General features: G+C 69.4%; 17 protein-coding genes and 4 pseudogenes. 11 read left to right on the forward strand and 10 right to left on the reverse strand.

What is annotated here, in order from left to right; genetic code table 11:
• The first annotated feature begins 14 nt into the window (after window positions 1-14).
• The 3 genes from ACIPK3_RS21990 (at window position 15) to ACIPK3_RS22000 (ending at window position 2604) form a co-directional block, all read left to right on the forward strand.
• On the forward strand, window positions 15-911 hold the full coding sequence (locus ACIPK3_RS21990; protein ID WP_402572029.1) for an aminoglycoside phosphotransferase family protein: 897 nt from the start codon (window positions 15-17) through the stop codon (window positions 909-911).
• 350 nt (window positions 912-1261) lie between these two features.
• Window positions 1262-1933 carry a peptidylprolyl isomerase gene (locus ACIPK3_RS21995; protein ID WP_402572030.1) on the forward strand — a complete coding sequence of 224 codons (672 nt, stop codon included), beginning with the start codon at window positions 1262-1264 and terminating at the stop codon, window positions 1931-1933.
• A 185-nt stretch (window positions 1934-2118) separates the two neighbouring features.
• Window positions 2119-2604, forward strand: coding sequence for a hypothetical protein (locus tag ACIPK3_RS22000; protein ID WP_402572031.1), 486 nt, complete (start codon window positions 2119-2121; stop codon window positions 2602-2604).
• Here the strand turns inward: ACIPK3_RS22000 and ACIPK3_RS22005 are convergent.
• Window positions 2597-3221 (reverse strand): annotated as a pseudogene (locus ACIPK3_RS22005) (transposase); the annotation flags it as partial. The gene ACIPK3_RS22000 and the pseudogene ACIPK3_RS22005 overlap by 8 nt on opposite strands.
• Window positions 3222-3341: 120 nt before the next feature.
• Window positions 3342-3713: pseudogene (locus tag ACIPK3_RS22010) on the reverse strand (Tn3 family transposase); the annotation flags it as partial.
• Here ACIPK3_RS22010 and ACIPK3_RS22015 point away from each other — a divergent pair.
• Window positions 3712-5106: pseudogene (locus ACIPK3_RS22015) on the forward strand (transposase); the annotation flags it as partial. The pseudogenes ACIPK3_RS22010 and ACIPK3_RS22015 overlap by 2 nt on opposite strands.
• 14 nt (window positions 5107-5120) lie before the next feature.
• Here ACIPK3_RS22015 and ACIPK3_RS22020 read toward each other — a convergent pair.
• The 4 genes from ACIPK3_RS22020 to ACIPK3_RS22035 all read right to left on the reverse strand — a co-directional run bounded on the left by ACIPK3_RS22020 (window position 5121) and on the right by ACIPK3_RS22035 (window position 7657).
• Window positions 5121-6371 carry an MFS transporter gene (locus ACIPK3_RS22020; protein ID WP_402572033.1) on the reverse strand — a complete coding sequence of 417 codons (1251 nt, stop codon included), beginning with the start codon at window positions 6369-6371 and terminating at the stop codon, window positions 5121-5123.
• Between the two features lie 124 nt (window positions 6372-6495).
• On the reverse strand, window positions 6496-6816 hold the full coding sequence (locus ACIPK3_RS22025; RefSeq protein WP_402572312.1) for an IS30 family transposase: 321 nt from the start codon (window positions 6814-6816) through the stop codon (window positions 6496-6498).
• A 473-nt stretch (window positions 6817-7289) separates the two neighbouring features.
• Window positions 7290-7442: a hypothetical protein gene (locus tag ACIPK3_RS22030; protein WP_402572035.1), complete on the reverse strand. Its 153-nt coding sequence runs from the start codon at window positions 7440-7442 to the stop codon at window positions 7290-7292.
• Window positions 7412-7657, reverse strand: coding sequence for a DUF4158 domain-containing protein (locus tag ACIPK3_RS22035; RefSeq protein WP_402572036.1), 246 nt, complete (start codon window positions 7655-7657; stop codon window positions 7412-7414). Before ACIPK3_RS22035 ends, ACIPK3_RS22030 begins: the two co-directional genes overlap by 31 nt.
• A gap of 730 nt (window positions 7658-8387) precedes the next feature.
• Between ACIPK3_RS22035 and ACIPK3_RS22040 the strand changes: the two genes are divergently transcribed.
• From ACIPK3_RS22040 to ACIPK3_RS22055, 4 genes and pseudogenes are all read left to right on the forward strand, one after another.
• A complete protein-coding gene (locus ACIPK3_RS22040) occupies window positions 8388-9065 on the forward strand; it encodes an IPT/TIG domain-containing protein (protein ID WP_402572038.1) in 678 nt (225 codons plus the stop codon).
• Between the two features lie 131 nt (window positions 9066-9196).
• Entirely contained in the window at window positions 9197-10198 is a 1002-nt protein-coding gene (locus ACIPK3_RS22045) for an IPT/TIG domain-containing protein (protein ID WP_402572039.1), read from the forward strand.
• Between the two features lie 172 nt (window positions 10199-10370).
• Window positions 10371-11168 (forward strand): IPT/TIG domain-containing protein, encoded by a 798-nt coding sequence (locus ACIPK3_RS22050; protein WP_402572041.1) that lies wholly within the window; start codon window positions 10371-10373, stop codon window positions 11166-11168.
• 795 nt (window positions 11169-11963) lie between these two features.
• Window positions 11964-12818: pseudogene (locus tag ACIPK3_RS22055) on the forward strand (aldo/keto reductase); the annotation flags it as partial.
• A 96-nt stretch (window positions 12819-12914) separates the two neighbouring features.
• Here ACIPK3_RS22055 and ACIPK3_RS22060 read toward each other — a convergent pair.
• On the reverse strand, window positions 12915-13472 hold the full coding sequence (locus ACIPK3_RS22060; RefSeq protein ID WP_402572043.1) for a GNAT family N-acetyltransferase: 558 nt from the start codon (window positions 13470-13472) through the stop codon (window positions 12915-12917).
• Between the two features lie 197 nt (window positions 13473-13669).
• On the opposite strand from ACIPK3_RS22060, the gene ACIPK3_RS22065 reads away from it, so the two are divergent.
• Both ACIPK3_RS22065 and ACIPK3_RS22070 read left to right on the forward strand, forming a co-directional pair.
• Entirely contained in the window at window positions 13670-14536 is an 867-nt protein-coding gene (locus ACIPK3_RS22065; RefSeq protein WP_402572045.1) for an alpha/beta fold hydrolase, read from the forward strand.
• A gap of 171 nt (window positions 14537-14707) precedes the next feature.
• Window positions 14708-15541 (forward strand): PIG-L family deacetylase, encoded by an 834-nt coding sequence (locus tag ACIPK3_RS22070; RefSeq protein WP_402572047.1) that lies wholly within the window; start codon window positions 14708-14710, stop codon window positions 15539-15541.
• Between the two features lie 104 nt (window positions 15542-15645).
• Here the strand turns inward: ACIPK3_RS22070 and ACIPK3_RS22075 are convergent, their stop codons facing one another.
• The 3 genes from ACIPK3_RS22075 to ACIPK3_RS22085 all read right to left on the reverse strand — a co-directional run bounded on the left by ACIPK3_RS22075 (window position 15646) and on the right by ACIPK3_RS22085 (window position 19342).
• Complete coding sequence (locus tag ACIPK3_RS22075) at window positions 15646-17931, reverse strand: FtsX-like permease family protein (protein ID WP_402572049.1); 2286 nt, start codon at window positions 17929-17931, stop codon at window positions 15646-15648.
• Between the two features lie 146 nt (window positions 17932-18077).
• Window positions 18078-18830, reverse strand: coding sequence for an ABC transporter ATP-binding protein (locus ACIPK3_RS22080; protein WP_402572050.1), 753 nt, complete (start codon window positions 18828-18830; stop codon window positions 18078-18080).
• Complete coding sequence (locus ACIPK3_RS22085) at window positions 18827-19342, reverse strand: PadR family transcriptional regulator (RefSeq protein WP_402572052.1); 516 nt, start codon at window positions 19340-19342, stop codon at window positions 18827-18829. The genes ACIPK3_RS22080 and ACIPK3_RS22085 overlap by 4 nt, the downstream gene beginning before the upstream one ends.
• Before the next feature lie 124 nt (window positions 19343-19466).
• Between ACIPK3_RS22085 and ACIPK3_RS22090 the strand changes: the two genes are divergently transcribed.
• Entirely contained in the window at window positions 19467-20738 is a 1272-nt protein-coding gene (locus ACIPK3_RS22090; protein WP_402572054.1) for an ABC transporter substrate-binding protein, read from the forward strand.
• Window positions 20739-20790 lie beyond the last annotated feature (52 nt).

A 20790-nucleotide genomic window follows, 5' to 3' on the forward strand; every position in this document is an offset into this window, starting at 1 on the left:
GGACTCTCGTAATCATGGACAGCTTCGAGATCGATGAGAACTTGGTGCGCTCTCTGGTGCGTGAGCAGCATCCCGACCTTGCGGGCTTGGACGTGCGCGAGGTGACCGGCGGTTGGGACAACCAACTGTGGCGTCTCGGAGACGAATTGGCGGTGCGCATGCCGCGCACGGAGCGTGCGCCGTCCCTCCTTCGCAAAGAGCACCGGTGGCTGCCCGTCCTGGCCCCGCGTCTACCCCTTCCGGTCCCGACCCCCGTGCGGATCGGTGAACCGTCCGCACGCTTCCCGCGGCCATGGACCATCGCGACATGGGTTTCCGGCGAACCAGCCGACCGCGCCCCGATCAGCCACGGCAGCGCTGCCGATACCTTGGCGGGCTTCCTCCGGGCACTCCATGTGAAGGCGCCCACAGACGCACCGGTCAGTCAGGATCGCGGTGTTCCTCTCAAAACGCTCTCAGACGGTTTCGAAGAGGGACTCAAGGAAGTTGCTTCCGTGGGCGATGCGGCTGACCTGTGGGGCGTCCGGGACGTATGGGACGAGGCCGTTGCGGCTCGCGATTGGGAGGGCCCGCCTGTATGGCTGCACGGCGACCTTCATCCAGCGAACGTCGTCGTCTCGGACGGGACACTCTCGGGCGTGATCGACTTCGGTGACATGTGTGCCGGTGATCCGGCGGTCGATCTCGCCGCTGCCTGGGTGCTCCTTCCCGCAGGCGCGGACGCACGGTTCCTCGACGCGTACGCACACGCGGACGAGGCGATGATCCGGCGCGCACGGGGGTTGGCTGCCGCGAAGAGCCTTTTCCTCATCCTCATGGGTCGGGCCGGGGAGCGGGGCCTGCCAGGCGGCAAGCCGGCTTGGGGACCCGCGGGGCGGGCGGCGCTCGACCGAGTCCTGGCGTCAACTTAGGAGAATGGCGGGCCAGGTCACCTGAGACCGCAAACGAATCGGGCCAGATCACCGAAGACGAGGACCAGGTCTTCCAGGGCAAGCGCGGTTCGGGTCGCCGACCGGATCCGCAAGGCAGGCGGCGGCCCCTTGGTCACCCTGACGCGGCGTAAGGCGCCGAGGAGGCCGCGCGGCTGGGCGGCTGGGCGGCTGGGCGGCTGGGTGACGTCACCGAACGCCTTGCGCTGGTCGGTCGTCCGGCGCGGTGCCGGTGCCGGTGCCATGTGTGGGCGTCATCCGTGGGAAGCATGGTCCCGGCCCGATAGGGCAGGTATGACAGGTCCGCGCCAACTTCTCCGGAAGGCTGCCACGTGAAGCGCACGTCCTGGGTCTCCTTAACAGCCCTGACCACCTTGCCGCTGGTGCTGTCCAGTGCCGTCGCCGTCGCCCGGCCGCCTGCCGTCAGCGACGCGACGACCGCCGCCGCCTGCACCTACACCTCGGCGGTCCCCGCAGACAATTTCAAGGGACTCCCCGTCTTCGACGCGAAGAAGGCCGCGAAGCCGTACAGTGCGACGCTGCGGACCAGCCAGGGCTCCGTCACCTTCAAGGCGTTGACCGACAAGGCCCCGTGCACCACCCTTTCGTTCCGGTTCCTGGCCGAGCACAACTACTTCGACCGCAGCCACTGCCACCGGCTCACCACGCAGCGGATCTTCGTGCTGCAGTGCGGCGACCCAACCGGTACCGGCAGCGGTGGCCCCGGCTACTCGTTCCCGGACGAGAACCTGGAAGGCGCCACCTATCCCGCCGGAACGGTCGCCATGGCCAACGCCGGTCCGAACACCAACGGCAGCCAGTTCTTCTTCGTTTGGAAGGACACCAAGCTCTCGCCCAACTACACGCCGTTCGGCCGGGTCACAGTCGGGCTCGACGTCCTGCAGAAGATTGCGGCGGGCGGCGAGGACGACCAGAACAGCCCCGGCGACGGCTTCCCGAACCTGCCCGTGAACATCCGGCACGTGGCCATCACCAAGCGCTGACCGGCGCGCGATCGCATCGCGCGTCGGCCGGGAACGGGACGCCGGGCGTCCAGCTTCTCCGCCGCCGTTGCCGGTGGTCCGTCCGATACCCGCACCGGACGGGCCACCGGCCGGGGGTGCCCCTATGTCTTTGGTCTAGGGAAACGGGGGTGCGTCGAGTCGGCGAGCCGGGGCAGCATGGCGGGGTGGCTGATCTGCTGTGGGATGACGTGAAGTGCTCCTTCGACCCTGACTTGATGGGGTCGCTGCCGGACGTGCGTGTCCCGGATACCTCGGTGGAGGACTGGCAGACGGTCCTTGATCTTGTCGCGGAGAAGGGCTGGAAGTGCCAGTACTCCGAGGGAGAGACGGTGTTTCCAGTGCCCCGGGCGAAGGCCGTGCTGTCCCGCCCGGCGGATGCCGAGTGCCCGGAACTGCGGGTCTGGCCGACTGCAGATGTATTGGCGATCTTCCGCTTCCATGCTGCCGATGAAGTCGACTTCGACGTCGACCTGCGGGAGTTGCAGGGCCAGGAGCGACTGGATGTGTTCTGCGACTTCCTCCGGGAGATCGGCCGACGGCTGGGCAAGCCCGTGCGGATGGACCCGGAGGGCGACGATGGCCATCCGGTGATCGGCTTCGACGTCGAGGCCGATCGAGTCGTCCTCCTCGCAGACCCGCAGGTCAGGTGACTGCGGCCGACGGCTGCGGTTCATAGAAGGTTCCGTCGCGGAGCATCGCGAACAGGACGTCGGCCCTGCGGCGGGCGAGGCAGAGCAGGTCCTGGGTGTGGTGCTTTCCCTGGGCGATCTTCTTGTCGTAGGAACTGCGGGTCGCGGGTGCGAGTCCTGCGTAGGCGGCGAGGTGGCCGGTGGTCGGGAAGGTGCTGCCGTCGCCGACCTCGATCAGGATCCTGGCTCCGGTCCTGACGCCGACGCCCGGCATGGACGTCAGGACCTTCGAAAGAGGGTGGTCCTCCAGCAGTTCCTCGATCCGCCCGGCCGGCAGCTTGCACTGATCGAGCACGGCGGCGAGCGATCCGGCCAGACTCGGGACGATCAACGCGGCCGCTTCGGTCCCCGGAACGGTGACGGTCTGCTCGTCCAGCGCGGTGAAGATCTCCTCGACCAGCCGCTCGGCCCCCCTCGGCGCCTTCGGCCGCAGCAACGTAACCAGCCGCCGATGGCCCGCCTTGCGTATCTGTGCCGGTGAGCCGAACCGCTCCAGCGAGGGCCAGGACGGCAGGGTGCTGCAACCGCGGTCCCAGGACCCGTTCCAGACCGAGGACGAAGACTCGGCCGAGGTCGCGATGCGGGCCGCGCTCGCGAACCGGTACGCCACGGTGCGTCCGTTCCTGTCGCTGCTGGGCGAGTCGAAGGCGCTGGACGCGGCGAGCGCCGGGAAACGGGTCCTGGCCGGGGTGCGCGGCCTCGGCGAGCTGCTTCCATCCAGCGTCCAGGCCCCGCACCAGCTCTGCCAGGTGCTCGGTGACGGGCATGTCACGGCTCAGCCCGGCCGGCACGTCATCCTCGACCGCGTCCCAGTCGCGCCCGTCCAGCATGCGGGCGCCCGGGTTGGACCAGCGGTGCGACGGGGCGGCGAACACATCGCGGTTGTTCAGGGCCCGGTGCAGCTGCTCCAGCACGCACACCACGTACGCGTCCCGGTCCACCGCGCCCTGCGGCAGATCCGGGTTGGCGTACACCGCCTTGCGCCAGGCCGGCGGCACGAGCTTGTCGTCTACCTCGCGCGGCAGCAGCGGCTTGACGCCCACCTTCCGCCGGGCCGGCGCCGGTAGCGACGGGCGGGTGAAGCTGAACGTCGACAAGCTCGGCGCGCCTGGCGAGCCGAAGTCCCTGACCTGGCTGCGCAAGCGGGTCGAGAGGATGCTCCCGAAGATCGACCTGGCGGACCTGCTGTTCGAGGTGAACGCCTGGACCGGGTTCCTCGACGCGTTCGTGCACCTCGGGGACGGCACGACCCGGATGAAGGACCTGTCCACCTCGGTGGTCGCGCTGCTGGTGTCGGAGGCGTGCAACATCGGCCTGGCCCCGGTGGTGAACCCCGGCTACGAGGCGCTGACCCGGGCCCGGCTCGTGCACGTCGACCAGTAACCTGCGCGCCGACACGATCGCTGCGGCGAAGGCCGCGCTGATCGCCGCCCAGGCCGAGGTGCCCGTCGTGAAGTTCTGGGGCGATGGTCTGCTCGCCTCGGTGGACGGTCTGCGGTTCGTCGTCCCGGTCCGTACGGTCAGCGCGGCGCCGTCGCCGAAGTACTTCGGGTTCAAGCGTGGCATCACCTGGCTCAACGCCGTCAACGACCAGGCCGCGGGCATCGGGCAGATGGTCGTGCCCGGCACTCCGCGCGACTCCCTGCACATCCTGGACGCGCTGCTGAACCTGGACGGCGGCGTGAAGCCGGAGATGGTGGCGACCGACAACGCCTCGTACTCCGACATGGTGTTCGGCCTGTTCAAGATCCTCGGCTACAACTTTTCCCCGCGGTTCCGCGACCTGGACGACCAGCGGTTCTGGCGCGCCACGATGCCCGGCGTCGAGACCGGCACCTACGGCGCGGTGGAGGGCCTGGCCCGCAACCGCGTGAACCTGAACAAGGTGATCACGCACTGGCCGGACATGCTGAAGGTCGCCGGCTCCCTGGTCACCAACCAGGTCCGCGCCTACGACCTGCTGCGCATGTTCGGCCGCGACGGCCGCCCGACCCCGCTGGGCGCGGCGTTCGCCGAGTGCGGGCGTATCGCCAAGACCGAGCACCTGCTGCGCGTGGTCGACCCGGTCGACGACGCCTACCGCCGCCAGATGAACCGGCAGCTCACCGTGCAGGAGTCCCGCCACAAGCTGGCCCGGGACGTGTGCCACGGCAAGCGCGGCACCATCCACCAGGCGTACCGCGACGGGATGGAGGACCAGCTCGGCGCACTAGGCCTGGTCCTCAACGCCATCGTGCTCTGGACGACGAAGTACATCGACGCAGCCGTCGCCCAGCTGAAGGCCGAGGGTCACGAGATCCGCGACGAGGATGTTGCCCGGCTCTCCCCGCTCACACACAAGAATCTCAACCTGCTCGGCCGCTACAGCTCACCGCCGGCGTCCCGCCCGCCGGCGCCCTCCGCCCGCTGCGAGACCCGGACGCGCTGGAGCCGGACGAGGACGACGAAGTAGAAGGCTTCTGACACCTCACTCACGGTCATCCCGTCACTTCTGCTGCAACGCCTGGTTCCGGCCGGGTCCGCATGCCCCAGCGGGCAAGAGATGGACCGACAGCGCCCAGTGCCGCGAAGAACGCCGCCAGCAGCAGCCAGCCTGTCGTGCCGAGGCCGAGTACCACCGTGGTGAGGATCGCGGGGGCGAGAGCCTGGCCCGCGCTGAAGCCGAGACCGAAGACACCTTGGTACTGGCCCTGTGCATGGTCGGGGGCAAGACCGAAGCCCAGGGCGAAGGCCGCCGATGACTCCCACACCTCTCCCAGACTGTGGACGAAGATCGCGGCCAGTACTAGTCCCGCCGCCGCCCAGACAGGGGTGTACGCCGCCAGCGCCATCATCGGGCAGCTGACGAGGAAGAGCAGCCCCGCCGTGCGAAACGCCAGGCCGCCGTCGTGCGGGGTCTCGATCCGCGAGCCGATCCTGGTCTGCATCAGCACACAGAACAGAGAGTTGACGGCGAACAGCGCGGCCACCGTCCAGCGCGGCGCCTCGGTGTGCTCGGAGATCCAGATCGGCAGGAGCAGCGAGACCACCGGGTACTGCAGTCCCATGGCACCGTAGAAGGCAGTGAACGCCAGGAAGGGACGATCCGCAAAGACGAGCCAGCGTCGCCGGCGTGGCGGCGCTGCCAGCACCGGATAGCGGGGCAGCAGGAGCAACAGCACCGCGCACAGGGCGAAGCTCGCCGCGTTGCCGAGGATCAGCGTGACATAGGCACCGCGGGTGTCCACGGCCAGGGCCAGCCCTGCACCCACCGTTCCCAGAACGACGCCCAGGTTGACGAACGTGCGCAGCTTGGCCCGAAACAGGGCCGGGCGCTCACCCCCGACCCGGACCACCAGCGCGCCCCACGCCGCTCCACCAGCCGCCGCGGCGATCTGGTCGGCCGTCGCGATGATCGTGAGCGCAGCCCAGCTCTCGACGCGGACGAGGGCCGCCATCGACACGGCCTGGACCGCGAGGGCCAACATCATGATCATGCGCGCCCCTCGCCGATCTGCGAGATGCCCGCCTGGTATCCCCGCGCACAGACCGATCACTCCGGCGATGGTGAGTGCGGCACCGACCTGCACCGCAGGCAGGCCCACGACCAAGGTGAAATAGAGCGCCGACGCCGCGTTGAACAGACCATTGCCGACTCGGTTGACGAAACTGGCGGCGACCAGCACGCGCTCCGGCCCACTGTCCCCCGCCATCCGGCCTATTCGACCCGCCAAGTCGCCCTTGATCATGGACGGCACGCTAGCAGCGTCCGCAGATCCAGCGGGGTAGCACCAAGGTTGCGTGCTCTGATTCCGCCAGGGGCCCGAACCAGGGCCGCGCCCCCGAGGAATCTGTCGTCAAACGATGGCGAGTTCAAGCGGTCAGCGCATCACTGCTGTTCAGGAGGTCAGCGGAGACCTCTGCCGGAGTGCGGTAGTCGTGGGTCTTGCGCGGACGGTGGTTGAGTTCGTGAGCGATGGCGTCCAGGTCGGCCTGGCTGAACGTGCGGAGGTCGGCGCCCTTGGGGAGGTACTGCCGAAGCAGCCGGTTGGTGTTCTCGTTGGTGCCGCGTTGCCACGGGCTCCGCGGCTTGCAGAGGTAGATCGGCATCCTGGTCTCGGTGGTGATGGCCTGGTGCTCGGCGATCTCCCGGCCCCGGTCCCAGGTGAGCGTCCGCCGCAGGTGGGGCGGGATGCCGAGGAGGCTCCTGGTGAGGTGCGGGGTGACCTGCTCGGCCTAGATGCCGTCCGGCAGCGCGACGATGGTCGTGTAGCGGCTGGTGCGCTCGACGAGCGCCCTCCCAATGACCGGGGGCCTTCCGGTCCTCGACCTCGGCGGGGCGGGCGGTGATGGACACCAGGCCGCGGATGATGCCCCGTCCGGTAGGCCGACGGGCGATCTTCGGGCAGCGCATGGGCCGGGCTGACCGCAGGCGCTGAGTGAGGCTGCGGTCGATTGCCTGGCGGCGACGAGGGTCGTAGAGGAGAGGTAGATCGCTTCGTGCGAGATCTGCATGGCGGTGTCACCAGGGAACTGGCGTCGCAGCCACTCTGCGATCTGATCGGGAGACCAGCACAGAGCCAGCTTCGCCTCCACCAGAGCGCGCAGAGCCGGTCGTTGGGCAAGCTTGGCCTGCTTTGGGTCGGCGCCCGCGCGCGTAGGCGGCCTCATCGGCGGATGCGGCACGGTAGCGGCAGTTCGGCGAGGTCGGCGATCGTGTGCTCACCGGAGGTGTGTTCCTTGACGAGGTGGGCCTGCTGGCGGGCCGTCAGCTTGGGCTGCTTGCCCTTCAGCTTCCCCTTCGCCCTGGCGACGGCCATGCCCTCGCCGAGCAGAGACGAAAGCCCAGGTGCTCGCGGATCTGGGAACGGTGGTACTCGATTGTGCTGCCAGTCCACGGATAGGACGCGAACTCCCTGACCGGCACTTTCATCTGCCGGGCAACGAAGCCCACCGCCTCGTCCGGGAAGTCTCCCCGGCCCCGTGGGAACCGGCCGCGCCGGGTGTAGTACTTCAGCAGTAGCGCGAACCCCAACGTGTCCCGCCCCGCTTACCCGCCACGAGCTCCATCTCGTCATCGAGCACCGTCCAGTGCTCGACCAGCTCGTCCATCCCCACTGGCTGCCGACTCATGGCCGCAGATCATGCCGGAGAAACGCAGGTCACAACCATCCCTCCATCAAAGATCCACACCTCGTTTGGGGCTCATGACACGTTCGTTAACGGCACCCGCAAGGGGGCGGCTCCGGTGCATGAAAATCATCTGGGCTCCTACGTCCATTTTCACATGAACCCCTTCAGTGACCCCATTGCGCCCTGTTGCCCATGTTGAACTTCTGGCGTAATGAATTCAGGTGAACTTAGCGGCGCGCTCTTGAATCCCGGCGCCAATATATTTTCATCCCGGGACACTCTTGGACCCTGGCTAAGCCGGGAAACGGGCTTCACACAAAGTCGCCGCGACTGGCAGGGCGCCGACGCAACTCCGGCCGCGGTAGTCGCGGACCACGAGCGATCCCGGCTCGTCGGTCTTCTCCGCGTTTTTCTCACCCCGCCGGTACACCGGGATGCCTCTCGCGAACTGGACCGAGTGCGGCAGCACCTTCCTGCCCTTCGGATTCACAGAACACAATCAAAGGAAAGGCATGGCAACTCTCACATGACTGGTCGACACCGCCACCTCCACCAACCAGGGTAAGGCCGGTGACACGCTCCACATCAACAACACGGGCCTGGGGACCACCACGAGGGTGAACTTCGGTTCGGTGACGGTCACCAGCGGACTCACCGTCACCTCAACGCAGGTCTCCCTCACGATCCCCTCGGTGCAGTGCGCCGGTCAGGTCTCCGTCAGCGTGACCAGCAACACCAACGTCACCAGCAACGCGCTGCCCTTCTTCCTCATCTCGTCACCGGCCGCCACAGGTGTGAACACCACCTGCGGACCGGCCGGCGGCGGGACGTCGGTCACGCTGTTCGGAAGCAACTTCCTCACCGGCACCGGCGTCACCGTGGGCGGCACCGCGGTCACCCCCACCCCCACCTTCTCCTCGGCCTCACAGGTCACCTTCACCACCCCGGCCCACACGATGGTCAACGCGTGCGTCGACACGGTGGACATCGCCATCACCACCGCCGGCGGCACGAGCCCTCCGACCAGCAACCTGACCCAGTTCTCGTACTACGCGGCCCCGACCATCACGTCACTGTCGCCCGCCACGGGCACGGACGGTGACCTCATCACCATCAACGGAACCTGCTTCATCAACGTCTCCACGGTGGATTTCAGCGACGGAACCAACACCTTCGCCGCGGACTGGACGAGCTTCGGTGCCGGTCAGCTCACCGCCACCGTTCCCGCCGGACTCACTCCCGGCGCCGGGGCCATCACGGTCACCACGTGCGGCGGCCCCTCCAACGCCCAGGCGTTCAACATCGTCTGATCCACCGACAGAAATGGACGGACAGCACCACGCCGCCCCCGATTCCACGGTACGTGGAGTATGGGGCGACCTGCCCGCCGCCTTGGCGGAAACCATCTGCCGAGGCGGCCAATGGCACGAAAAGGAACGCCATGGCCCCACCCGTCGTCTCCAGTGTCAGCCCCAACCAGGGACCTCCTCTTGGGGGCACTTCCGTCACCCTCACCGGTACCAGTCTGGTCCGGTTCGGCGCCACCCCCGCCACCAACGTGGTCGTCGTCAGCAGCACGCAGATCACCGCCAAGACGCCCGCCGGCAGCGGCACGGTCAACGTCTCCGTCACCACGCCGGGCGGCACCAGCACCCAGACGGTTCCCTTCACCTACACCACGGTCAGCGTTCCGACACTCACCAGCCTCAACCCCACAGCAGGACCGACGGCAGGCGGCAACACGGTCACCCTCAACGGCACCGGCCTCAACGGCGCCACCACGGTCCGGTTCGGTACCAACCCGGCCACCAACGTGGTCGTCGTCAACAGCACGCAGATCACCGCCACAGCTCCCGCCGGTACCTGCCCCGCCACAGTCAATGTCACCGTCACCACGCCAGGCAGCACCAGCAACTCGCTGCCGTACGCCTATGCCGCCGCTCCAACCGTCACCGATATGGACCGTCACTTCGGCCCGGCCACCGGAGCCAACACCGCCGTCATCTTCGGCACCAACCTGACACTCACCAGCGCTGTCAAATTCGGCGCCACCCCGGCCACCAGCATCACAGCCATCTCCGACAGCCAACTGACCGCCACGGCCCCGGCCGGATCCGGCACCGTGACCGTCACCACGCCGGGCGGCACCAGCAGCGCAACGAACGCGAACATCTACTACACCTACCTCGCAGCCCCCGTCATCCATACCCTCACCCCACCCCAAGGGCCGGACACCGGCGGCAACTCGACCGTCCTCACCGGCGCCAACCTGACCTACAGCGACACCGTGGCCTTCGCAGGCATTCCCGCCCTGTTCGCCGCGATCTCCGACACCCAGGTGATCGCCACCGTCCCCGGCGGCCCGCCCGGCACCGTCAACGTCATGGCACACACCCCGGCCGGAAACAGCAACGTCCTCCCCTACCTCTACGAGCTGACATAGCCCAGCCCCACACCTCACGGCCGTCGATATCACGCCGACCACCACAGTCCAAGACGCGCAGACCCCGTCGTCCGACCGTCGAAGGGGACATAACCCGTGCCCGGGCAGCTTTCCTGACCCGTCCGCGCAGCCGTCCACGTACAGAATTCCCGCTATGCACCAAGGAGACGCCATGGCGCCTACCATCACCACGATCAACCCCACTCAGAGCCATAACGGCGTCACCATGACCATCACCGGCACCGGGCTGGGCACCACGGTCAGGGTGAACTTCGGGGGCCTGTCCGTCTCCCCCGCAAGCGTCACGAGCGTCACCGTCACCTGCGTGATTCCGCAGCTGTGCCCAGGCCAGAGCAACGTCAGTGTGACCAACGCAGCAGGCCAGACCAGCAACTCCCTTCCCTTCTTCTACATCGGCCCCCCACAGGTCACCGCCCTGAGCCCCGCGATCGGGTCCGCCGCTGCCGTGCCGGTGTCCGTCTACGGCAACAACCTGCTCACCACCACCGAGGTGGACTTCGGCGACGTCGGCCCCGCCACCAACCTGACCGTCGTCTCGAGCAGCTCCCTTACGGTTGTCGCGCCCGCGCATCCGCCCTTCACGCCCGGCGTCTGCACGGACACGGTAGACGTCATCGTGACCACCGCAGGCGGGATCAGCGGTTCCCCCGGCCCCAGCAGTAGCCAGTACACGTATTACAACGCCCCGACGATCACCGCTCTCAGTCCCTCCTCCGCAACCCCGGGATCGGACGTCACCGTCTTCGGCACCTGCCTGATGGACATCATCGCCGTGACCCTCACCCCGGTAGGAGGCGGGCAAACGTATCAGTCCACCTTCGTCTCCATCTCCCCGTCCCAGATCGACACGGTCCTCCCTCTCACCCTCCCCAGAGGCACGTACGCCATCCAGATCACCACACCCGGCGGCCAGAGCCCCATCACTCCCGCCGGGCAGTTCACGGTCTGACCTCGATTCCCGGGAGGCGGGCGACGCTGAAGCGAACGACTCCATCGCTGGTCAAGACGGATCCCACGTCGTTGACGCAGGGCGTTTCGTTCCCGCTCGGCTGATTCCGCCTCAGTAATTCTCTCTGGCGACATCACCTCGGCCCGCGCGGGCTTCGACGACGGCCCAGGTCAAAGAGGTGGCGCCACTGCGGTTCCCTTCCTCTTCGGAGGACTCTGTGCCGCCAAGAGCATCCAGCGGGGCTCCTTGTTCGTGAGCCACACAGCTGTGGCCGGCGGGAACGCCGCTCTGACCTCAACGGGATTTCCGCACCAGGATTCGAGGCCGACCCCGGTACCCCGGACCGGTCCCCGCCTGAGTGGAGGCCGGCCGCTGCCTACGGCCCCCTGCAACCCCTGCAACCGGCTCCCCGCAGGCATACGTCGGCCGGCCGCCAACACCTCCTCGGACCCGCGGGGCGCGGACGCGGACCCGCCGTCTTAGCCGATGCAGCCGGTGACGGTGGCGGGGCTGAGAAGGCAGTTGGTGGGGGTGTTGCCGGCGAACGTGGTCGCCGTGACGCTGGTGATCGGCACGTGATCGCCGCTCGCAGCGCCGCCTCCGTACACGCCACCGGTGTCACCGCGTACGCCGGGACCGTCGCCGCTCCCGCGAGCAGCACCCCCGTCACCACTGTCACCCGACACACATACTTCGCCTGCCCATCCCGTTCCTCCGCTGCCTGGTACCGGCTCATCCGGTCCCCCGGTGCGGAACGGCAGCGCCAACCCAACCAGAAAATACCGTCACTCAAGCGGCAGACGAGACGACATCGTGCTCGCCACGAAGGTGCACTTTCCCCTGGGGGAAGGACGCAACCGCAGCGGCAACTCGCGCCGCTGGATCCTCAAAGCCGTCGAGGACAGACGAGGACAGCCTGCGACGGCTGGACACGGACTGGATCGACCTCTACCAGGTGCATCGTCCCGACCACACCACCGACCTCGAGGAGACCCTCTCCGTCCTCAGCGACCTGGTGACGGCGGGCAAGATCCGGACGTTCGGCTGTTCCACGTTCCCCGCCGAGGACCTCGTCGAGGCTCACCACGTGGCTGAGCGGCGGGGACTGATGCGGCTGCGCACAGAGCAGCCGCCGTACTCGATTCTGGCGCGCGGCATCGAACGGTCCGTGCTGCCCACCGCGCAGCGTCTGGGTATGGGAGTGCTGACCTGGTCCCCGCTCGCCTCGGGATTTCTGTCCGGCGCCTATCGTGAGGGGCGGCCCGTCGACCTCACCACCGGCCGCGCCAAGCTCACTCCGCACCGCTTCGACCCCGCCGTCCCGGGCAACGCCGCGAAGCTCGCGGCGGTCGAGCAACTCGTCGCCCTGGCAGAGGAGATGGGCCGCACCCTGCCGGAACTGGCCGTGGCCTTCCCGCTGGTGCACCCGGCCGTCAAGTCGGTGATCATCGGTCCGCGCACCATGGATCGCTCACCTCGTTGCTCAAGGGGGCGGATCTGCTGCTCGACGACGCGGTACTGGACCGTATCGACGAGATCGTGGCTCCTGGTACCGATCTCTATCGGGCGGACGGTGCCTGGCAGCCGCCGTCGCTCACCGAGCGCGCGGGGCGCAGGCGCCCGGCCGCGGACCGGGCCGCCGGGGACTGAGCCGTGCAGTCCACATCCACATCCACTTGTGGGCCGTGACCCGACTCGGCGCCGTCGGCATCCTGCGAACTGATCCAGACGACGGGCCCCAGCCCGTCAGGGCTGGGGCGGCCTGTGGCGGACATGCAGATGGCCCTCGGTCGGAAACGCGGGCGGTTGGGCAGGCAGCACCGCTTCGAGCCCGAAGTCGCATCTCTCCGCCACACGACATGAGGCATGGTTGCCCACCGCGTGGAGCAGATCCAGCCGGACCGCCGGCACCGGAGAATCCTTGCCGAAGGCCCATAGCACGACCGCCTCCAGGGCCCGGGAGGCCAGTCCCTGCCCTCGGACCTCGGCCGCTGTCCAGTAGCCCACTTCCGCGGAGCCCTCGTCCGTGACCTTCACGGTCACATGGCCGACGGCCGCGCCGAGGCCTTCAGCGCCGTCGTTCAGGACGGCGAAGCTGAACCGGGTGCCGGCGGCCCAGCCCCGACGCCGGCTGTCGATCCAGCGACGAGCATCGACTTCGTCGCTGATCACACTCGTCAGCCAACGGCGCAGGGCAGGGTCCCGGTGCGCGGACACAAGAGCGTCGGCGTCGGCGACCTGCCAGGGGCGCAGCAGCAGGGCAGGCAGGGACGCGGTCGGCACCACGGGCAGTTGGACGCTCATACAGCTCTCCGATCAGCTCTGCTGCTGATCAACAACCTAGCCGCCGGGCACCGATCGTGCCGCTCCGGACGGAGTGCGTCCCGTCCGCGCGTACCAACTCGTCGGCGGACAGGAGGGGGCGGAGCATGCGCCTGCCAAGCGCTGCTCAATAGGATGGGCCGATCCTGCCCCGCCGCCGCCGACCAGGAGGAATCCCCATGGCCACCGCCCAGCGCAGCCTGGAAGAGTTGACGATCGAACTCGGTGAGCACCGATACGACGCCCTGGCTGCCGGCTCCCGAGACGGTGACTTCGTCCTGCTCCTGCACGGCTGGCCCGAGTTCGCCAACTCCTGGACCGAGGAACTGCACGCCCTGGCCGACGCCGGGTACCGGGCCGTCGCCGTCGACCAGCGAGGCTACTCCCCCGGCGCCCGCCCGTCGGAGATCTCCGACTACGCAGTGGAGCACCTGGTGGCCGACGCGCTCGCGTTCGCCGACGCGCAGGGCGCGGACCGGTTCCACCTCGTCGCGCACGACTGGGGCGGCCTGGTCGCCTGGGCCCTGGCCTCCGCCCACCCCGAGCGGCTGAAGTCCCTGTCCGTGCTCGCCACCCCCCACCCCCGGGCGCTGAACGGGGCCGCCGCGGCCGACCCGGCTCAGTACCACCGGCTCGATTACGTACGCTTCTTCCGCCGGCCGGGCCAGGTCGCCGAGGCGGCTCTTCTGGCCGACGGCGCTGCCCGGCTGCGTCGCGCCTACACCGGCCGCGTTCCGGACGAACTGGTGGAGAGCAACGTCCGCCGACTCTCCGAGCCCGGGGCGCTCAGCTCGACCCTGAACTGGTACCGCGCCGTCGACGACGAACTCACCGTGCCCGCCGACCGCATCACCGTCCCCACCTTGTACATCTGGGGCAGCGAGGACGGCGCTCTGGGCCGTGAAGCGGCACACGGCACCAAGGACTTCATCGACGCGCCGTACCGTTTCGTAGCTCTTGAGGGTGCCAGTCACTGGCTGCCCGAGGAGGTTCCCGACCTGGTGATTCCGCCCATCCTGGAACACCTCGCAACCCACGGCGGCTGACCGTCGAACCCGGCGGGCGTTTCCCACGCGTGGCGGGAATAGCCGGTCCGGTCAGCGCTGTTGCACCGCCCAGGGGGCGGCACCGCGTGGGCGGAAGCAGCGGGACCAGTGACCGTTTGTGCGCCTGCCGCAGACTCGGACCGAGCCCTTTTCCCACAGGAGGACTGTTTGATGAACGACCGGCCCTTGACGCTCATGGCGGTGCACGCCCACCCCGATGACGAGGCCACCGGAACGGGGGGTGTCCTCGCGCGGTACGCGGCGGAGGGCATCCGCACGGTCCTCGTGACGTGTACCGACGGCAGTCGCGGTGACGGGCCGGGCGGTGTCAAGCCGGGCGATCCCGGGCACGATCCGGCAGCCGTCGCCCTGATGCGGCGTCAGGAACTCGAGGCGAGCTGCGACATCCTGAAGGTCAGTCATCTGGAGATGCTGGACTACGGCGACTCCGGGATGATGGGCTGGCCGACCAACGACGCCCCGGGATCCTTCTGGCAGACACCCGTGGCGGAGGGCGCTGCCCGACTCGCGGAACTCCTGCGCCGCCACCAACCCGATGTGGTCGTGACCTACGACGAGAACGGCTTCTACGGCCACCCCGACCACATCCAGGCAAACCGCATCACGATGACGGCGCTGGCGATGACCGGGCTGACACCGAAGGTGTACTGGACGACGGCGCCTCGCTCGATGATGCAGCGGTTCGGTGAGGTCATGCGTGAGTTCGGTGCGGACTGGCAGGAGCCGGATCCCGCCGAGGCCGCCGCGATGGCCGAGATCGGGCTCCCCGACGAGGAGATCACCACCTGGGTGGACACCTCCGCGTTCGGCGCCCAGAAGTTCGATGCGCTGGCTGCGCACGCCAGCCAGGGGGAGAACATCTTCTTCCTCAAGATGGGCCAGAAAAGGTTCACCGAACTGATGGGCGTCGAGACCTTCGTACGTGTCCAGGACACCACTGGCGCGGCCGTGCCCGAGAACGACCTCTTCGCCGGACTGCGCTGATACGCCCGCTTCCCGGGCCCGCGAAGCCTCATGGTTCGTGGTTCGTACGGCTCGATCGAGCGTGCGTTCGCACACCTGGAGGCCCGCACGGCGCTCTGCGCGCGTCAGGCCACCGCGCTCGGCGCGTCCGCGAGGCGTCCGCGGGCCGCGCGGGAGGCCGGCAGTGCGGCCAGTCCCGCCGCCCCGAGAACCGCCGCCGCGCCCAGCAGGAGCAGCAGCCCGGGAGAGGGGGACTGGGCGATGCCGGCGCCGATGCCGCTGGAGTCGCCCTGCGCGTCGATCAGCCGACGGCCCAGCGGCAGCCCCAGTGCCGTGGCGGCGACAGCCGCGGCCAGCGCCGTGCAGCTCGTCGCCGTAACGGTGATTGCGGTGATCTGCCGCGCGGACATGCCGACCGCCCGGAGCGCCAGCACGTCGCGCTCGCCCTCACGGACGCTGCCGCCGATCGCGGTGAGCAGTTCGACGAGCCCGATGAGGGCCAGGACGGCGATCAGTCCGGCGACGACCGCCCGCAGTGGTGAGAGCCCGTCGGCGGGGTTGGTCACGGGGTGCACGTCCAGGTGGCCCTGACCGGCCTCGGTGAGCGCGGCGGCCACACGGTGCGGGTCGGCGCCGGGGCGCAGGCGCAGTTCGTAGAAGGCCGGGGACAGCCCGGGGTCGTTCTCGCGGAGCGCGTCCAGCGAGGTGCTCACCACTCGGCCGGCGTTCTGCGGTTCGATGCTGCGGCCGACGATGTGCAGGATCTGCGGCCGGTCACCCACCGTCATCCGCACCCAGTCGCCGACCCGCGCGTGCAGCAGGTCCAGCAGTCCCTGGCCGGCCACGGCCTCGTCGGGTCCGAGTGCGGCGCGGCCCTCGGCGAGCGCGTAGGGATAGGGCCGGGTGCGGGTGCCGATGCCGCGCAGGGCGATGGTCGCGGTCTGACCGGGGACCAGCGCGGCCACCTCGACTCCCGGATAGGCGGCGGCGACACGCGAGTCACGGGTGAGCCGGGCCGGTACGTCCGCCATGTCGGCGGTGTCATCGGTGCGGACCGTGAGCGCGGTCGGCATGCCCACCCGGCCTGGGCTGCTGCGGAAGCCGTCGATGGTGGTCCACGCGCTCAGCGCCACCACGATCAGCAGCAGCGGGAGCGTCAGCCGGGCCACGGTCGCCAGTGACCGGCCGCGCCCGGCGAACGCCTTGTGGCAGCCGAGGACCAGCGCGGCCGGCAAGCGCAGGCCGAGCGCCTGCCGTCTGGCCAGGGAGGTCAGCCGCCAACCCGCCGGTGCGGATCCGCGTGGCACCGGAACGGGCGGCACCCGCCCCGCCCGCCAGGCCGCGAGCCCGGTGGTCAGGCCGATGAACAGCACCGCCCCGACCGGCACCAGGAACAGCGCCGGGGTGTGTCCGGGCAGTCCCTGCCACACTCCTACCGCGTCGCCGAGCCGTCCGGGGATCCGGCTGCCCAGGGTTTCGGTGAGCGCTGCCGCGCCCACGGCGCCGAGCAGCGCGTACGCGAGATGTTGCAGGAGGAAGACGCGCACCACCTGGCCGGGCGTGAACCCGATCGCCTTGAGCACCGACAGGTCCCGCAGGTGTCCTCGGATGCGGGTGGCGATGGCGCCGTGCATCGCGAGTCCCGCGGCGATGAGGGCGCCCAGGCCGAACAGCCCGAGCACCTGACCGAGCAGCCGGTCGTTGCCCTGGGCCTCGGAGCGTGCCTGCTGCCAGGTGGACACCTCGCCGACGGCGCCCGTGCCCAGCACGGTCACGGCCCGTTGCACCGCGTAGTCCGTGTCGGCCGGATCGCCGAGACGCAGCCCGATCACCTGGCCGACGGGCGCGCGCACCGCGGAGGGCAGCGCCCACACCAGCCCCGGCTGTTCCCCCGGACTGTAGTGCGGTTCGGCGCTGTCGGCGATGCCCTCGACGGTGAGGGTGCGGGCGGTGCCGGGCAGGGTCAGGGTGTCTCCGGGCTCGGCCAGCAGCGCGCGGGCCAGCTGGCTCTCCAGCACCACTCCGTCCGGCTCGGCCGGGTCCAGCCAGCGCCCGGCGGTGATCAGCGGGCGGCCGACGGAGGGCGGCTCGGGGGTGCCGCGCAGCTCCACGGCGGCGCGGGTGCCGCGCGAGGACACGGTGGCGGCCTCGGTGCGGTAGGGGCCGGCGACGGACTCGACGCCGTCCAGTCGGGCCAGCTTGCGGACATCCGCGGACGGGGCGGTGTGGATCCACACGTGCGCCCCGTGGGCCTGGGTGAAGGTTCGCTGCCAGGGATTCGTGGCGTAGCCGAACAGGGCCGAGGCCAGCAGCAGGGAGGCGACGATGCCTGCGGTGGCCAGCACGAGGAACAGTGCCTCGCCGCGATGCGTCCGCAGATCGGAGTGCGCCCAGCGCAGGGTCGCCCGCACGTGTCAGCCCCTCGCCCCGCGGGGGACGGCCGTACATCCGGCGGCCCGCGGCCACAGACTCGCCGTCGGCGGTCGGCGCCTCGGGGCCGTCGGCCGCGACAGCGACAGCGACAGCGACAGCGACAGCGGGTTCGTCAGCCGCGCCATCAGTCCCTCAGCTCCAGTACGCCGGATATGCCTCGGCGGCGGGACGGCGCACCGTCGAGGGCGGCGTCGTCGGCTATACGGCCGTCGAAGAAGCTGATCACGCGGTCCGCGGCGCTCGCCAGCCGGGCGTCGTGGGTGACGAGGACGATGCTCTGCCCGCGCTCGTGGAAGTGCGACAGCAGCCGCGTCACCTCGCGGGTGCCCTTGCTGTCGAGGCTGCCGGCGGGCTCGTCCGCGAGCAGCAGCGGCGGGTGGTTGACCAGGGCCCGGGCGAGCGCGACCCGCTGCTGTTCGCCGCCGGACAGCTCGCCGGGCATGCTGCGCTCCTTGCCCGTCAGAGCCAGCTCGGCGAGGAGGGTCTCGCGCTCGGCGCGGGCCTTCTTCGGCGGAATGCCGGCCAGCAGGGCGGGCAGCTCGACGTTGTCGGCGACGGACAGGTTCGACACCAGGTTGAAGAACTGGAAGACGATGCCGATCGCCCTGCGGCGCTCGACTGCCCAGCGTGCCTCGCTGAAGGAGTCCGCGCACCGCCCGTCGAGCCAGATGCTGCCCGCGTCCGGTCGTTGCAGACCGCCCAGCAGATGCAGCAGTGTCGACTTCCCGGCCCCGGACGGGCCGGTGATCGCCACGAACTCGCCCCGTGCGACGACCAGGTCAACCCCGCGCACGGCATGCGCGGGAGCGCCCTCGCCGTGGTGGGTCTTCACCAGTCCTTCGGCGCGCAGCAGGGGTCCGGCTGAGCTGTCGCTCATTCCAGCTCCTCCAGTTCCTCCTGGCACCGCTCCAGCCAGTCGAGGTCGGCCTGCAGATGCAGCATCGCGCCCTCGATCAGCAGGTGGGCGATTCGGTTGTCCCGGTTCTCGGCCGCGGCCAGTTTCGACAGGTTGCGCATGGTGTTGAGGTACTGGCGCCGCTGCCGGTTGATGAGGGCGATCTGGTCGGCGAGACCGGTCTGCGGGGCGACGGCGAGCTTCATGAAGAACTCGTCCCGCACCCGCGGCTCGTCCTCGGTCTCCTCGAACCAGGCGTGCAGCGCCTCGCGCCCGGCGTCGGTGAGGTGGTAGACCTTCTTGTTGGGTCGGCTGGACTGCTCGACGTCCTCGCCCTCGATCAGTCCGGACTTCTCGAGGCGGGCGAGGGTGACGTAGATCTGGCCGACGTTCGGCTGAGGGTACGCGGTGCCCAGCAGTTGCTCAAGGTCCTGCTTGAGCTCGTAGCCATGGGCCGGACCACGGGCGAGGAGTGCCAGGAGGGGCAGGCGCACTCGTGCTGTCCTCCTGTCTGCTCAATGTGCTCCAGGCCCTAGTATCGCCCATACCTAACAGGTATACATGGCCTCTGACCCCCGGGCGAGGGCGCCCGCGGTGCCGGTGTACAGGGAGGAACCTATGCGGTGGATACGCGCCACCGGTAGGGGCCTGCTCGTTCTCGCCGTGATCATGACCGGTTACGTCGCCTCCGGTGCCCGCGCCGAGGAGGGGGGCACCCGGGGCCGAGGTCCGCTGACCCTCGCCACCGCCGGTGACCTCACCGGCTATCTCGGCCCGCTGCTGGAGGGCTGGAACCGCGGCCACCCCGGCGAGAAGGTCACCCTGGTGGAGCTTCCGGACTCCGCCGACGAGACCCATGCGCAGATGACCACCGATCTTCGCGGTGGCGACCGGGGCCGCTTCGACGTCCTGAACATCGACGTCAACTGGACCTCGGAGTTCGCGGCGGCCGGCTGGATACGCCCGCTGGACCGCGACCGCTTCCCGCTGAAGAGCTTCCTGGCGCCGGTGGTCGACACGGCCACCTACGACGGACGCCTGTACGCCGTCCCGTACGTGACCAACGCCGGGCTGCTGCTGTACCGCAAGGACGTGCTGACCGAGGAGGGTGTGCCGCCGCCGCGCACCTGGGCCGAGCTGGAGCACGACGCGAAGACCATCGCGCCCCGGCACGGACTCGGCGGCTACGCGGGCCAGTTCCTGCCCTACGAGGGCCTCACCGTGAACGCGGCCGAGGCCGTGTACTCGGCGGGCGGCACGATCCTCGGCGCCGAGGGCACACGCGTCACCGTGGACTCGACGGCCGCCCGTGAGGGCATCGGGTTCCTCGCCCGGGGCATCCGCGAGGGCTGGATACCGCGGCAGGCGCTGACGTACAAGGAGGAGGAGTCCAAGCAGGCGTTCCAGGACGGAAAGCTGCTCTTCCTGCGCAACTGGCCCTATGCCTACGCGGTCGCGTCCGCCAGGGGTTCCAAGGTCGCCGGGAGGATCGGCGCCGTGCCGCTGCCCGGTCCGGACGGGCCGGGGACGAGCGTCCTCGGCGGTTCCAACCTCGCCGTCAACAGCCATGCCCGGCATCCCGACTCCGCCGCGCGCTTGATCTCCTACCTCACCAGCGAGCCGGTCCAGCGCCAGGTGCTCACCCGGGGCGCACTGCCTCCGGTGCGCACCTCTCTGTACGAAGACCCTGGTCTCGTAAGGCAGTTCCCGTATCTGCCGACCCTGCGCACCGCCGTGCTCACCGCCGCGCCGCGTCCCAAGAGCCCCCACTACGACCAGGTGAGCCTGGCGGTTCAGGCGGTGGTGCAGGACGCGCTCACCGGGCGCCAGACACCCGGGCAGGCCGTGCGCCGACTGGCGCGCGAGCTCGACGCGATCACTCGTCGATAGTTACTTGTTAAGTAACGCCGACATCACAAACACCTTCCCCTTGGGCTGAAAT

The sequence above is a fragment of the Streptomyces sp. NPDC086787 genome (assembly GCF_044745865.1).
Taxonomy (GTDB): Bacteria; Actinomycetota; Actinomycetes; order Streptomycetales; family Streptomycetaceae; genus Streptomyces.